This is a genomic window from Aeromonas sp. ZOR0001 (genome assembly GCF_000801015.1).
Classification (GTDB): domain Bacteria; phylum Pseudomonadota; class Gammaproteobacteria; order Enterobacterales; family Aeromonadaceae; genus Aeromonas; species Aeromonas veronii.
Genome location: NZ_JRJY01000120.1, coordinates 1 through 14,045 on the forward strand (window position 1 = coordinate 1; position 14,045 = coordinate 14,045).

The following is a 14,045-nucleotide window of genomic DNA, read 5'->3' on the forward strand; positions in this document are numbered from 1 at the left end:
CTACTTATGAGCACCTCAGTTTTTCGGGGGGATTACCATCCAAACAGGTGCTGTCCGGTAGAGCCTCCGGCGTTTAATTGCCAGTTCAAGCTCACTATCAGGCTTGCCACCCCCTGACTCGGTGGGGAATACAGATCGAGAACAAGGGATACAGCGGCCAGTCTGAATATTTCCTTGTCACGTAGCGGCTTGCTCATAAGACCTGCTGAATGACGTCAGTTTGAGGCTCTTGAAGTGTCAGAGAACGCGGGGCGATTAGCGTTGATATATTGGGTGTTTTTATAACGTTAGTGACAGATGGATGCGGTCTGTTAAAAAGGGCGAGATCGTTCAGGTCTCGCCCTTTTATATCAATATGTCACGTCATCTTTCTTATCGGATCAGGCTCCCTGCTCCGGGCGGGCGTCCGGGATCAGCGGATCGGCTTTGCGGCGGCGCAGCAGGCGTACCAGCGGGGGTAGGGTGATCACTGCAATGGCCAGTACCAGCAGGGTCTGGCTGATGCCGCTGCTCCACAGGATGGCGGTGTCGCCATTGCTGATGGAGAGGGCGCGGCGCAGGTTCTGCTCCAGCATTTCACCCAGCACGAAGCCCAGGATGAGCGGTGACATGGGGAAGTGCATCTTGCGCAGCAGGTAGCCAAAGACCCCGAGGGCCACCATCAGCAACAGGTCGAAGGTGGTGCTGTGCACCGCATAGACTCCCACCGCCGAGACGCTGGCGATGGCGGGCACCAAAAACCAGAGCGGGATGGAGAGCATGCGGGTAAAGAGCCCCACCATGGGGATGTTCATCACCAGCAGCATGACGTTGGCCAGCAAGAGGGCGGCGATCAGTCCCCACACCACATCGGGCTGTTCGGTGAACATGGTGGGGCCGGGGGTGATGTTATAGAGGGTCAGCGCCCCCATCATCACTGCTGTGGTACCCGACCCCGGCACTCCCAGTGTCAGCATGGGGATAAAGGAGCCGCAGGCTGAGGCGTTGTTGGCCGCCTCCGGTGCGGCAACGCCGCGAATGTCCCCTTCGCCGAATTTGGCATTCGGCCCCGCCAGGCGCTTCTCGGTCATGTAGGTGATGGCACTGGCGATGGTGGCACCGGCGCCGGGCAGAATGCCGACGAAGAAGCCGATGGTGGATGAGCGCAACATGGTGCCGGTGCAATGGACCAGCTCCTTGAAGTTGAACAGCATCCGCCCGGTGGTGCGCACCAGCTTGCCGCCGCCACTGGTGTGCTCCAGCATCAGCAGGATCTCGCTCACCGAGAAGAGGCCGATCACCACCACGATAAACTGCACCCCGTCCGAGAGGTGAACGCTGTCGAAGGTAAAGCGATAGACGCCAGTGTTGGCATCCACCCCGACGGTGGCGAGCCCCAGCCCAATCAGCGCCGCCATAAAGGATTTGAGCGGGTTTTGGCTCATCATGCTGCCAAGGCAGGCGATGGCGAACACCATCAGGGCGAAATACTCCGCCGGGCCGAAGGCGAGGGACCAGCGCGCCAGCGCCGGGGCGAACAGTATGATGCCGCCGATGGCGAGCATGGAGCCGACAAAGGAGCTGACCGCCGAGATGGAGAGGGCCACGCCCGCCTTGCCCTGCTGGGCCATGGGGTAGCCATCCAGCGCGGTCATGATGGCGGCGGCATCCCCCGGCACGTTGAGCAGGATCGAGGAGATCCGCCCGCCATACTCGCAACCTATGTAGACGGTGGCGAGCAGAATGAGCGCCGATTCGGGGGGCAGTTTCAGGGCAAAAGCCAGCGGCAACAGGATGGCGACCCCGTTGATGGGACCAAGGCCCGGCAGCAGACCGACTACGGTGCCGACAAAGCAGCCGATCAGGGCAATCACCAGATTCTCCGGGGTGAGTGCCACCGCAAAGCCCTGGGATAGGTACATCCAGGTATCCATATTGACTCCTTAAGAGAACCAGACGCCGAGGGGCAGGGTGACATCCAGCAGCCGGTCGAAGGCGAGATAGAGCACCAGACCGCCGACAACGCCGGAGAGCAGGGCGGCTTTGGCAGAGGCGCCAAACAGGCGCCCCAGAACAAAGGTGAGCAGGGTGGTGGCCAGCGGAAAGCCCAGCCACTCGAAGCTGGCACCGTACCCGGCCAGCGCCACCACCATGATGGCGAGGTGGCGCAGGGTACGCAGCGGCGGCCAGCTGACGGTGTCCGGCTGGCGGCGCAGCAGCAACAGGGCGCAAAGCGCCATCAGGCCGATGATGCCGAGCGGGAAGGGGCGCGGCCCCAGCGGCTCATAGCTGTATTCGCTCTGGATCTGCCAGGCGATGGCGGCGCCAGCCAGACAGAGCAGCAGCCAGATGGCGGCGAAGATGCGATCGCTCATGGCTGCTGCTCCTATTTGGCCAGACCGAAGGCTTTGGCCTGCTCGCGATATTGCGCTACCTGCTCCTTGACGTAGCTGTCGAGGGCCTCGCCGGTGAGGTCAAACTCGAACAGGCCGCGCAGATCCCGCTGCGCCTTGAAGGTGTCGGTCTTCACCAACTGATCGAAGGTCTGCTTCCACCACTGGTATTCGCTGTCGCTCACCTTGGGGCCGACATAGAAGCCGCGGATCACCGGCCACACAAGGTCATAACCCTGCTCCTTGGCGGTGGGGATGGTGGCCAGCTTGCCGGGCAGCCGCTCGGCAGAGAACACCGCCAGCACCCGCAGCTTGTCGCCGCCGATATAGGGCACCATCTCGCTCAGATCGCCGGAGACCGCCTGCACATGGTTGCCAAGCAGCGCGGTGACCGGCTCGCCACCTCCTTCAAAGGCGACGTAGCGCATCTTGTGGGGGTCAACCCCGGCCTGTTTGGCCAGCAGCGCCGTCTTCATCCAGTCCTGACTGCCGATGGAGGCACCCGCGCCGATCACCACGCTGTTGGGATCGCGCTCCATGGCGCTCACCAGCTCCTTGAGGTTCTGATAGGGGGCATCGTGGCGCACCGCGATCATGCCGTAATCGGTCCCCACCGCCGCCAGCCAGCGCACATCGTCCACCCCGTAACGGCCAAATTTGCCCTGTGAGAGGTTGAGCAGGGAGCCACCGGAGAAGGCGACCACGGTACCCGCCTCGGCAGGGCGCTGGGCCACGATGGCGTTGTAGGCCACGGCGCCGACCCCGCCCGGCATGTAGGTGACCCGCATCGGCTTGTCGATGGTGCCGGTCTCCTGCAGGCTCACCTGCAGCAACTTGCAGGTGAGATCGAAACCACCGCCCGGTTTGGCCGGTGCGATACATTCGGTACGGCTCGGGGTCGTGGCACTTTCGGCCGCCTGCAGTGGCAGGGCGCCGAGCAGGGTCAGCAGGGCGAGGGCATGACGTTTGCGTTGCTTCATGGTTGTGTGCTCCATCTTGTCGTTGTTTTTCCTGGGTGTGACTCCGTCGATAGACGAAGTGATGCGAAATTGTTAAAACAACAACCTTTCATTCACCTTTCAATCGCTGACCAAGAGCCGGGAGTGTGACCCTGATCGCACCTTCTCCTGCACTGGCAGTGACGAAGGGATGCTGTTGAAGCAGTGCGGCTGAATGCCGTGGTTAGGCACAAGGGGAGAGGGATGCGCTTGCTGTTGGCAGAAGATAATCACGAACTGGCCCATTGGCTGTCGCGGGCACTCACCAGCGCCGGTTTCGCGGTGGATTGGGTGGCTGACGGTGTCCAGGCTGATCACCTGCTGCGCCACGAACAGTACGCGCTGGCGGTGCTCGATATCGAGATGCCCAAGCTCGACGGGCTGGCGGTACTCGGCCGGTTGCGCAGTCGGGGGCAGGGGGTGCCGGTGCTGCTGCTCACCGCCCGCGGCGCGGTGGAGGAGCGGATCTGCGGCCTCAATGCGGGAGCCGATGACTATCTGGCCAAGCCGTTCGATCTGGGGGAGCTGGATGCCCGGCTGCGGGCCCTGCTGCGACGCAGCGAAAGCGGCGGTGCCGAGCTGCGGCTGGGGCGCCTGACCCTGCACCCCGACGGCTATTTTCTGCTGGCCGATGCCCGCCTTGCCCTGACTCCGCGTGAGCAGGCGCTGCTGACCGCGCTGATGTATCGCCACGGGCGGCCGGTCGCCAAGGGGCAGCTGTTCGAGCAGGTGTTCAACCTCGATGACGAGGTAGGGCTCGACAGCATCGATCTCTATATCCACCGGTTGCGCAAAAAGCTGGTGGGCAGCGGGGTGGTGATCACCACACTGCGCGGGCTGGGCTATCTGCTGGAAGCGGCGCCGGATGCCTCCCATTAGCCGCTCCCTGCTCCATCAACTGCTGCTGTTTCTGGGGGGCCCCTTGCTGATCCTCTGGGCCGCCTCGGCCTGGTACAGCTACTACGGCGCGCTGGCGGCGGCCACCTCGGCCTATGATCGCACCCTGCTCGCCTCTGCCCGCACCGTCGCCGAGCGGCTGACGGCGGCCGAGGGCAGCCTCAAGGTGGATGTGCCCTACGTGGTGCTCGACAGCTTCGAGCGCAACATGCGCGATCGCCTTTTCTATCAGGTGCGCGGCATCGACGATAGGGTCATCTCCGGCTTTGACGACCTGCCCCCCATGCCGGACGGCACGCCGCTGACCGACCGCTATCCGGCGCTCGCCTACTTCTACGACGGGCTCTATCAGGAGGCGCCGATCCGTGCCGTGATGCTGCTGCAACCGGTAGGCGAGGGGGGCGTCAACGGCATGGCCCGCATCACGGTGGCGGAAACCCTGCTCGGTCGCCAGCAGCTGGCGGAGCAACTGCTTTGGTCGGCCCTGTTGACCCAGGGGGCGCTGGTGGTGCTCACCCTGTTGCTCGCCTATCTGTTGCTCAAACGGCTGCTCACCCCGATGCGGCGCCTGTCGCGGGAGATCCTGCGCCGCGACGCCGCCAATCTTGCACCCTTGCCCGACCTGCTCCCCTGGCAGGAGACCCGGCCGCTGGTGCAGGCGTTCAACCGCCAGCTGGCCCGATTGCGCCAGCTGGTGGCCCGGCAGGAGCGCTTTAGCGCCGATGCCGCTCATCAGCTGCGCACGCCGCTCACCATTTTGAAAACCCAAGTTGAGGTGGCGCGCGGCAGTGGCGATCCGGCCCTGATGAGCGAAAGTCTCGATGCCATGGCCGTACGGCTCGATCACACCATCGCCCTGACCGAGCGGCTCCTGCTGCTGGCGCGACTCAAATCGGACGAGTGCTCCGGGCTGCGCCAGCGTGAGCCCATGGAGTTGACGGCGCTGGTGCAGCAGGCCTGTCTGTCACGGTTGGCGCAGGCCCGCAGCAAGGGGATCGATCTCGGTTACGAGGGGGAGGAGTCCGCCATCATGGTGGCGGGGGAGCCGCTGCTGCTCGGGGAACTGTGCGCCAACCTGCTCGACAACGCCATCAAATACACCCCACCCCACGGCACTGTGACGGCGCGGGTGGTGCGAAGCAACGGGCAGATCTGGCTGGAGGTGGAGGATAGCGGCCCCGGCATCGCCCCCGAGTTGGCGGAGCGAGTCTGGCAGCCGTTCCAGCGCCTCGAGCAGGGGAGCGAACAGCCGGGAGCGGGGCTGGGTCTGGCGCTGGTGCGCGATATCGCCCACTACCACCACGGCGAAGTGGTGTTGCTGCCAGCGACCCAGCTGGGGGGCTTGCAGGTGAGGCTGATCTTGCCGCTGGCAACATCGTGAGGGCGATAAAAAAAGAGAGGGCACCTCGCGGTGCCCTGTTTATCTACACATAGATGGCGTTGGGGGTCAGCTGCGGATCTTGTTGAAGACAAACAGGACGATAAGGGCACCCACGGTCGCCAGCGCGATGCTCGGGATATTTAAACCGGTCACCGAGCCCAGCCCCAGCAGGGTACCCACATAGCCGCCAACCATGGCACCGACAATCCCCAGCAGGGCGGTCATGAAGAAGCCACCGCCATCGCGGCCCGGCATGATCCACTTCGCCAGAATACCCACCAACAGTCCCAATACGATCCAGCTGATAAAGCCCATGGATTAATCCTCTCTGTGTGTTTGAGCCCGCATTATAGGCAGGGATGCCGGGATGCGAAGGGCCAGACGGTGCTGGCTGGTCACAAGCTGTCGGACGGCGGCCGGCGCTGGTCGGGCTGCACAGTCCGGTTATGAGCGGTTGAAAGGCGGTATGTGCGCCGCCAAACAGGGGCGGGGATGGCCCACGTAAAGGCCAAAATGAGAAAAGCCCCGCAAGCGGGGCCGGGTTTGTGACGGGGTTGTGCCCTCACTTCTTGAGGTGTTTTCTGATCGCCTTGCCTGAGGTGCCGACTGCCTTGACCGCCCGTTTCAGCTGGACTTCGGTGCACTCGAACATTTTGATCCACTGCTTCATCTCATAGGGATCGTTGACATTGATCTTCTTGGCATCGAACGGGTGAGCGACCGCATTGCTGTCAGGCATACAAACCTCAACTTGTTGAAATAGTTGGCGAGAAAGACATTTCTGCCTGAGCGCCATCATCCTCTCAATTGGCAAGGGGCAAGGTGACGGGGTTCACACAACCCGGGGCCTGAAGGAGGAGTGCAGGTTTGCTTTGCTGATCTGTGAGCGATCACCACTTATTCGCTCGCGCCTGATGGGCAGTGAATCGGACGGCGCGAACGATGGGGAGTGATGGGGGCCGGCGCTTGGTGGTCAACCGGACTGCGGGCTATCAAGCCTCTGCCAGCGCCCGCATTTCCAGCCTCTGCTCGCCAGGGCGGCAGATCAGCACCGAGCCTTGCTCGAACCAGTCCCCCAGCACGATGCGGCGGGCGGGGTGGCCATCGAGGGTGAAGTCGTGGATGGCGGGTCTGTGGGTGTGGCCGTGGATCATCATCCGGCAGTCGTGGGCGCGCAGGGTGTCGTCCACCGCCGCGGGCGTCACATCCATGATGATCTGGCTCTTGTGGGCATTTTCCATCTGGCTTTGGCCGCGCATCTTGCAGGCGATGGCCTGACGGCGGGCGAGCGGCAGTCGCAAAAAGAGCCAGCGCAGCCACTTGAGCTGGGTGATGCGGCGAAACTTCTGATACCCCTCATCCAGGGTGCAGAGCAGATCGCCGTGGCTCAGCACCACCCGCTCCCCATAGAGGTCGATGACGCAAGGGTCACCCAGCAATGTCATCCCCGCGAGCTTGGCAAACTGCTGGCCCAGCAGAAAGTCGCGGTTGCCGTGGATAAAGTAGATGGGCACGTTCTGCTGGCTCAGGGCCAGAAAAGCGTCGGCCATCTGCTGATGGAGCGGATTGGGGTCATCGTCGCCAATCCAGAATTCGAAGAGATCCCCCAGCACATAGAGGGCATCGGCGCCGGGGGCGTCGTGCTCGAGAAAGCGCACCAGTGCCGCGGTCATATCGGGCCGCTGGGCAGAGAGGTGAATGTCACTGATAAAGAGGGTGCTCATGATGTGGGGTCGGGCTCTCGGTCGAAACAGGGCAAACAGGGGTGGCAGAGGTAGTAGAAACAACGGGGGACGAATAGTGCGCTGCGGGCGCCATCGCGCCAGTTAAGGTATGGATATCGTCACGGGATGGCGGCTGCCATGACAGCTCGGCCAGATTGCGCCCCTCCAGCGTCAGCAGGGCGACGTAAGGATCGCCCGCCAGACCCAGCAACCGGCACATGGCCGCTTCCCCTTTCAATCCCTCTTCAAGGCGCAGACGCAGCACTTCGCGGTAGAAAGCATCGCCAAACCGCTCGAGCAACGCGGCCATCAGAGTGAGGTGGCGCCAGCCGTTCAGCGTCTCGATGGGGGCGGGGGTGACATAGAGCTCCAGCGGCCAGTTGGTGATGCGGTTATCGCAACCGCTAACAGCACAGCTCTGGTCGAGACAGGAAAAGGTGCGCTCCAGCAGCCAGATATTGTCGCCCTTGTCGCTCGCCTGCCAGCCTTGCTCTGCAAAAGTAGCGGCAAACGCAGCCGGATCAGCATGCTGGCAGAGAATATCGAGATCGCTGCCCGGCCGATCGAGGCCGATGGCGAGCGTGCTCACCAGCGCCATATCGCTGCACTGCGTGGCCAGCTCATCCCACACACCGGCGGTGAGCAGGACATGGGCCGAGCGCTGGCGCGGGTTGCCGTGGGCCAGATAGTCGAGGCGGCGCCAGTTTGGGCTGGCAGTGGGGGAGGCAGATGGAAAAACTGCGGCCGGGGCCGCAGTTTTGTCAGTGCCGAGTCGGCAGAGATCAGTCAGCAAGGGTCACCTTGGTGATCACCACGTCTTCTACCGGCACGTCCTGATGGATGCGGCCGTAGTTACCGGTCTTGACGCCCTTGATCTTGTTGACCACGTCCATACCGGCAGTCACTTCACCGAATACGCAGTAGCCGAAACCCTGGGTGGTAGCGGATTTGAAGTCGAGGAAGTCGTTATTGTTCACGTTGATGAAGAACTGGGCGCTGGCAGAGTGCGGCTCCATGGTGCGGGCCATGGCGATGGTGCCGATCTTGTTGGACAGACCATTGGCCGCTTCGTTCTTGATGGGAGCGCGAGTGTCTTTCTCTTCAAAGCCCGGGGCATAGCCGCCGCCCTGGATCATGAAGCCGTCGATGACGCGGTGGAAAATGGTGTTGTCGTAGTGACCGTCACGGCAGTATTGCAGGAAGTTGGCCACGGTTTCCGGGGCTTTTTCAGCGTTCAGGGTGAGGGTGATGTCGCCGTGATTGGTGTGCAGAGTGACCATGATATGTCCTTTCATTTGATGCGGACGACGAAGTGCCCGCAGGTGTATGGCATAAAGTGGTGGCAATTCTAGCCCATCAGGGGCTGGCGGCATAGTCTCTCAGGCGCCGTAACCGTGCTGGCAGGCGGGATTGGCCCGCTTTTCTGCCTCGTTTTCTGCCCCTGAACGGGGTATTATGACCAACCATTTTACTCACAGGCAGTGGTTAGAAGATGCTGAAGATATACAACACACTCACTCGTCAAAAAGAAGAATTCAAACCTATCCACCCGGGCAAGGTGGGCATGTATGTGTGTGGTGTCACCATCTACGATCACTGTCATATCGGCCACGGCCGCACCTTCGTCGCCTTTGATGTGGTGGCTCGCTACCTGCGTTACGCCGGTTACGACCTCACCTACGTGCGCAACATCACCGACGTGGATGACAAGATCATCAAGCGCGCCGCTGAAACCCGCGTCACCTGCGACGAGCTGACCGAGCGTCTGATTGGCGACATGCACGCCGACTTCGACGCCCTCGGCATGGTGCGCCCGGATATCGAACCGCGCGCTACCCAGCACATCGAAGAGATCATCGAGCTGGTGCAATCCCTGCTGGAAAAAGAGCACGCCTATGTGGCGGATAACGGCGATGTGATGTTTATCGTCGAATCCTACGCCGACTACGGCAAGCTCTCCGGCCAGGATCTGGAGCAGCTGCAAGCCGGTGCCCGCGTTGACGTGGTCGATGCCAAGCGCAACCCGCTCGACTTCGTGCTGTGGAAGATGTCCAAGCCCGGCGAGCCGACCTGGGAAAGCCCCTGGGGCCCGGGCCGTCCTGGCTGGCACATCGAGTGCTCCGCCATGAACTCCAAGCACCTTGGCAACCACTTCGACATCCACGGCGGCGGCTCCGATCTGCAGTTCCCGCACCACGAGAACGAGATCGCCCAGTCCTGCTGCGCCCACGGTGGCGACTACGTCAACACCTGGATGCACAGCGGCATGGTGATGGTGGATAAAGAGAAGATGTCCAAATCCCTTGGCAACTTCTTCACCATTCGTGACGTGCTGGCCCACTACGACGCCGAAACCGTCCGTTACTTCCTGATGTCTGGCCACTACCGCAGCCAGCTCAACTACTCGGAAGATAACCTGAAGCAAGCCCGCGCCGCGCTGGAGCGCATGTACACCGCCCTGCGCGATCTGCCGGTAGCCGCCGCTGCCGGTGGCGACGAGCAGGTGGCGCGCTTCAAGGAAGCGATGGACGACGACTTCAACACCCCGGAAGCCTACTCCGCCCTGTTTGATCTGGTGCGAGAGATCAACCGCCAGAAGGGTGAAGACATGGCCGTTGCCGCCGCGCTGGGCGCCCGTCTGCGCGAGCTGGGCGCCGTGCTCGGCATCCTGCAGCAAGACCCCGAAGCTTTCTTGAAGGGTGACGAAGCGGATGAAGAGGTTGCCGAAATCGAGCGCCTGATCGCCGAGCGCAATCAGGCCCGTGCCGACAAGAACTGGGCCGCGGCGGATGCCGCCCGCAACCGTCTCACCGAGATGGGTATCGTGCTGGAAGACAGCGCCGGCAAGACCAGCTGGCGCCGTGCCTAAGGTCGGTGGGCCTTGTTGGCGTCTGGTGCCAACAGGTTGAGCTAATAAAAAACCGCAGCCCTTGGGCTGCGGTTTTTGTTTGTGTCTCTTCCCTCGACACCTCTTAAGCCTCTGCGATCTGCTTAAGCCTCGGTGGCCTGCGCTCTGATCCCCTCTCCCCTTGCGGGAGAGGGCTAGGGTGAGGGGGGCTAACGTCATTCCTCAGCTGAATGCCGTCCAACGTATAGGACGAAGCGCCGCAGACGGCACTTTGGCCTACTCCATCCATGGCTTCGGCCAAAGCCCGCTTCGAACATCCTTGTTCTCGCGCCAAATCGGGGGCGAGCAGTGCTCGCCCTGATCCGATTTGGCCCCTATGTCGGTTGCGGCTGCACTACCATCCCTGATGGCGCTCCTGACCTGTTGAACTCGAATCGGCGGTTTGCAGGGGGAACCAATACCGTGTCTGCCTGTAGGGCTATCACCCTGTAGTTTGTATTTATTGTTTTACGAAGTGCTCGTTGCTTAATTCTAGTTAATTTGAAAATAATAAAAATTTCACGAAATAACTAGGGGTAGGTAAAGCCACTGTACTAGTCGTGGATTTCTAATTGCTTGATTGAGAAAAGTTATTTGCTTGTAATAACTCTAAGTTTAATACCACTTACCTCATCGATATAAGAAGATGTTGCTCCCAATATCGACAACTGATCATCGGACACTTCAGCTTTTGAGATTGCTGGTTGAACAATGGTGATACCGCATTTGAAAGTGGCATATCTGGCAATTCTTGCTAGCGTATATAGATTTTTTAAATTGCCTTTTTCTATTCTTGATGCTTTCTTGTTTTTTAATCTTAGTTTTTCACGTGATATTAATCTAAGAATTAATTCTTCTTTATTTCCAAACCATTTTATACTTTTTGCCGCTTGGCCGGCCACTTGATAAACATCATCAACTCTTGCACCCGGCTTTGCCACCCCATTGCTTTTAGTACAATATTTACAGTGATATATATCTATCGTTAGCTCTGTATCATCAGTGTTTTTTATAGCAACGATATCGGCAACTTCTCCAGCACCATCATCATCAAAAACAAAATCGTACTTATTTATTATCTTTTTAATTGTGTGGTACTGGATGGAGTTTTCTATCTTGCTTGGAGTCTGAGATTCAATAGATATATCAATGCCTGACCAATCCCAGTCTTCAATATTGTTTTTGCTATATGGGTAGGCATATTGTTCATTAGAATAATATCTAAGTCCGCCATCTATTATCGATGTGTCAGACATAAATATAACAGGTGGATAGGAATTAAAGTACTCAGTAAGTTTAATTTCATTTTCATTGATTTTTATGGAGAGCTCATCTTGAGAGCTAAAAACGACCTCTCCCTTACTATGAATATGTGCACTTATGAAGCTTTCATTGTGTTCTGTTTTTAGTTTTATCTCGAATCCTTTATTGTCATCAATGAACTTTGAGAAAAGTAACTCACATAGCATCAGGCTACCTTCCCATGTTGTAGTTTTGATATTAATTTTTAGTTCGTCTTTTCGAAGTAACTCAGTGGGCCATTCTACGGATAAGGGCTGAAGTTTCGGATACTTATCTATTTCTTCAGCCTGCATCGCCGTTTTCATGACTTGGTTGGTATCTATAGAATCATCCAGTATTTTACTGCCGATATTATTGCACCATGTTATCCACTTATCGAGAGAGTCACTATCCATTGCCCATATTTTCCCCTTATAAGAGCAGCCAATACTAACAGGCGCTCCATTTTCATATCCCTTGCCAAAAATATTTGATTTTATAGCTCGATTCGCCTCAATGTCAGGTATTTGTTCGTTTACTTCTGTACCGGTATGCATTGAATAGCGTAACCCTCTTTTATTTTTATTCAGACCAACATTTTGAAGTTTTAGTCTCTTTAATCCCGCAAGTGCCCTGAATACACATTCACCTTGAACTTGTGATGCATTTTTAGCGATTAAATCAACTAGGCGTTTTACTAACCCATCTTTTGCAGATGAGTGAACATAAAGCAGTCCTTGTGCTTTATTGTAATATGCAATGTATAAATCCCATGATTCATCAAAAAATTCTTTTGAGCTTGTCCAAGCAACTGGAATGTATGCTTTAACTGAAAACATAAGGAGGTTTTTTTCATCATTAATACTTGACTCGACCACCTGAAAATATTTATTTCCAAAATCAACAATCCTATTTGGTGTCCATTTAACCAAGCTCATCTTATATATTGTGGAGCTAATGGTTGGAGTTATACCTAAATCTAGAAGTTTTCCTGGGTTTGAAAATTCTGATTTTAAATCTTGATAAGACCTTTCATCTTGTATTTTTCTTGAACTGATATTGCTTATGATGGAATTCCAGTCTGAATTTTCCCTATAAAGTTCTTCCAAACAACTATTCATGTTAGAGTTTGCTATGTTAGCAACAAACTTTGCATCGCCTACGTCTTGTGTTGTTCTAGTAAATCTACCAGTGAATTGCAGAGTTATATTTATACTTTTATGTGGATCGTGTAAAGCAGATATTTTTAGTTGAGGAAGATCAAAACCCTCACCTAACATATCTACACAAATTATTATTTTATGTTTTCCAGCTTTAATGGATTCTAAAACAGCTTTCTTTTTTTTAGTTTTGCTGTTTATTACTACAGGGCAAAGGTCGGTCTCCTTTGAATATATTTTAAATAATTTTTCAGATCTTTCGATTGTGCTAGTCCTTGCCATCATTATATGGTTGAGATTAGATTTTAAATCATTTCTGAGCAATGACACTGCCTTCTTTGCAATTTCCAAATCTGAATTTTCATCAATAAACTCACAAATAGGATGGAATTCTATTGGTTTAAAATAACCATCTTGTTGAGCTTTTTTTAACGAGTAATTAAAAATTATCTTACCGCCGATTTTAGTTCGGTCAGTTCTGAAGGGGGTCGCTGTGAACTGAAGTACATGTTTTTCATTAAAGTAGTTTTTTATCTTTGACCAAGTCATAGCGGTGATGTGATGGGCTTCATCGACAATCAGATTAGAGCACTTATTAGTTAGATCAGATAAACATTCTTCAGAGAATAGAGAGAGTGAGGCTGCTGAAGCTACAATAACATTTGCCTGTAATAGGGTATCTAGCTCATTTTTATTCTTAACACCGTGCTTTATTGTGGCAACAATCGGGTTGTGTGTTTCATCATTTATTAGTTTGAACTTTCTGAGTAGTTCTAACTGTAGGAATTTATTTCTTATCTGTTCACGTAAAGCATCTGAAGGCACAATCACTAATGTTTTTCTGAACTTTCCGGCAATTACAATAGATAGAATTGTTTCAGTTTTCCCCGTTCCTGTTGGCATTACTATTGTTGCCGCGTGCCTTTCCTCTGATTTCGTAAAACCAAGTGCAGAGAATATACCACCTATTTGTGGTGGGCGTAGGCCAAGAACATCATCATGCTCCTCTATAAAGTTGAATGAATTATTTTCCCATGAAGTAAGTACATCTTCATGAGAATATATAATATCTTTTAGCGGGTGATAACTTAATGTGCTCTTACCTACAGTTGTTACACGTAGTGAAGTCATATTTCCTCCTATTGACTGAGAGCATTTTCCTAGGCGATAAATACTGAGAGTTAAATAAGTGGGTGTTTTGATACTAAATAACTGATCCCAATAGTGCTACACCTTCGCTGTGCCATAGGGCTGTAGGTTCGATTAGCGAAGCGTAATCGGACGTTCGAGAAATAAGGTGTTATCACGGTGAAATACTCACTATCGGGCTTTCGATATACAACCC

General features: G+C 55.9%; 12 protein-coding genes. 3 read left to right on the forward strand and 9 right to left on the reverse strand.

All coding sequences use genetic code 11. From position 1 onward, the window contains the following. Positions 1-380: 380 nt before the first annotated feature. The 3 genes from L972_RS15595 to L972_RS15605 are packed head-to-tail and all read right to left on the reverse strand — an operon-like array spanning position 381 to position 3,352. Positions 381-1,913: a tripartite tricarboxylate transporter permease gene (locus L972_RS15595; protein WP_019445074.1), complete on the reverse strand. Its 1,533-nt coding sequence runs from the start codon at positions 1,911-1,913 to the stop codon at positions 381-383. 9 nt (positions 1,914-1,922) lie between these two features. Further along, positions 1,923-2,354 carry a tripartite tricarboxylate transporter TctB family protein gene (locus L972_RS15600; RefSeq protein ID WP_005350923.1) on the reverse strand — a complete coding sequence of 144 codons (432 nt, stop codon included), beginning with the start codon at positions 2,352-2,354 and terminating at the stop codon, positions 1,923-1,925. 11 nt (positions 2,355-2,365) lie between these two features. Then, entirely contained in the window at positions 2,366-3,352 is a 987-nt protein-coding gene (locus L972_RS15605; RefSeq protein WP_047439376.1) for a Bug family tripartite tricarboxylate transporter substrate binding protein, read from the reverse strand. Between the two features lie 222 nt (positions 3,353-3,574). Between L972_RS15605 and tctD the strand changes: the two genes are divergently transcribed. Together tctD and L972_RS15615 are read left to right on the forward strand one after the other, a co-directional pair. Next, positions 3,575-4,249: a transcriptional regulator TctD gene (gene tctD / locus L972_RS15610; protein WP_047439378.1), complete on the forward strand. Its 675-nt coding sequence runs from the start codon at positions 3,575-3,577 to the stop codon at positions 4,247-4,249. Beyond that, entirely contained in the window at positions 4,236-5,648 is a 1,413-nt protein-coding gene (locus L972_RS15615; RefSeq protein WP_047439380.1) for a sensor histidine kinase, read from the forward strand. The genes tctD and L972_RS15615 overlap by 14 nt, the downstream gene beginning before the upstream one ends. A 66-nt stretch (positions 5,649-5,714) precedes the next feature. Here the strand turns inward: L972_RS15615 and L972_RS15620 are convergent, their stop codons facing one another. The 5 genes from L972_RS15620 to L972_RS15635 form a co-directional block, all read right to left on the reverse strand. Continuing rightward, on the reverse strand, positions 5,715-5,963 hold the full coding sequence (locus tag L972_RS15620; RefSeq protein WP_047439382.1) for a GlsB/YeaQ/YmgE family stress response membrane protein: 249 nt from the start codon (positions 5,961-5,963) through the stop codon (positions 5,715-5,717). A gap of 247 nt (positions 5,964-6,210) precedes the next feature. Next, entirely contained in the window at positions 6,211-6,387 is a 177-nt protein-coding gene (locus tag L972_RS21030; protein WP_019445078.1) for a DUF3606 domain-containing protein, read from the reverse strand. Positions 6,388-6,640: 253 nt separating this feature from the next. Beyond that, positions 6,641-7,372: a UDP-2,3-diacylglucosamine diphosphatase gene (lpxH, locus tag L972_RS15625; RefSeq protein ID WP_047439383.1), complete on the reverse strand. Its 732-nt coding sequence runs from the start codon at positions 7,370-7,372 to the stop codon at positions 6,641-6,643. Continuing rightward, complete coding sequence (locus L972_RS15630; RefSeq protein WP_047439385.1) at positions 7,350-8,165, reverse strand: DUF4269 domain-containing protein; 816 nt, start codon at positions 8,163-8,165, stop codon at positions 7,350-7,352. The genes lpxH and L972_RS15630 overlap by 23 nt, the downstream gene beginning before the upstream one ends. Next, the gene (locus L972_RS15635; RefSeq protein WP_005337417.1) at positions 8,155-8,652 is read right to left on the reverse strand and encodes a peptidylprolyl isomerase; all 498 of its coding nucleotides are present in this window, start codon (positions 8,650-8,652) and stop codon (positions 8,155-8,157) included. The genes L972_RS15630 and L972_RS15635 overlap by 11 nt, the downstream gene beginning before the upstream one ends. 212 nt (positions 8,653-8,864) lie before the next feature. On the opposite strand from L972_RS15635, the gene cysS reads away from it, so the two are divergent. Next, positions 8,865-10,241, forward strand: a complete 1,377-nt coding sequence (gene cysS, locus L972_RS15640) for a cysteine--tRNA ligase (protein WP_019445081.1) — start codon at positions 8,865-8,867, stop codon at positions 10,239-10,241. A 608-nt stretch (positions 10,242-10,849) separates the two neighbouring features. Here cysS and L972_RS15645 read toward each other — a convergent pair. Further along, the gene (locus tag L972_RS15645) at positions 10,850-13,831 is read right to left on the reverse strand and encodes a DEAD/DEAH box helicase (protein WP_047439388.1); all 2,982 of its coding nucleotides are present in this window, start codon (positions 13,829-13,831) and stop codon (positions 10,850-10,852) included. Between the last annotated feature and the right edge of the window lie 214 nt (positions 13,832-14,045).

Bases quoted from the DNA above. Each gene is read 5' to 3' on its own strand.
- L972_RS15595 (WP_019445074.1), bottom strand. From the start codon at position 1,913: ATGGATACCTGGATGTACCTATCCCAGGGCTTTGCGGTGGCACTCACC.
- L972_RS15600 (WP_005350923.1), bottom strand. From the start codon at position 2,354: ATGAGCGATCGCATCTTCGCCGCCATCTGGCTGCTGCTCTGTCTGGCT.
- L972_RS15605 (WP_047439376.1), bottom strand. From the start codon at position 3,352: ATGAAGCAACGCAAACGTCATGCCCTCGCCCTGCTGACCCTGCTCGGC.
- tctD (WP_047439378.1), top strand. From the start codon at position 3,575: ATGCGCTTGCTGTTGGCAGAAGATAATCACGAACTGGCCCATTGGCTG.
- L972_RS15615 (WP_047439380.1), top strand. From the start codon at position 4,236: ATGCCTCCCATTAGCCGCTCCCTGCTCCATCAACTGCTGCTGTTTCTG.
- L972_RS15620 (WP_047439382.1), bottom strand. From the start codon at position 5,963: ATGGGCTTTATCAGCTGGATCGTATTGGGACTGTTGGTGGGTATTCTG.
- L972_RS21030 (WP_019445078.1), bottom strand. From the start codon at position 6,387: ATGCCTGACAGCAATGCGGTCGCTCACCCGTTCGATGCCAAGAAGATC.
- lpxH (WP_047439383.1), bottom strand. From the start codon at position 7,372: ATGAGCACCCTCTTTATCAGTGACATTCACCTCTCTGCCCAGCGGCCC.
- L972_RS15635 (WP_005337417.1), bottom strand. From the start codon at position 8,652: ATGGTCACTCTGCACACCAATCACGGCGACATCACCCTCACCCTGAAC.
- cysS (WP_019445081.1), top strand. From the start codon at position 8,865: ATGCTGAAGATATACAACACACTCACTCGTCAAAAAGAAGAATTCAAA.
- L972_RS15645 (WP_047439388.1), bottom strand. From the start codon at position 13,831: ATGACTTCACTACGTGTAACAACTGTAGGTAAGAGCACATTAAGTTAT.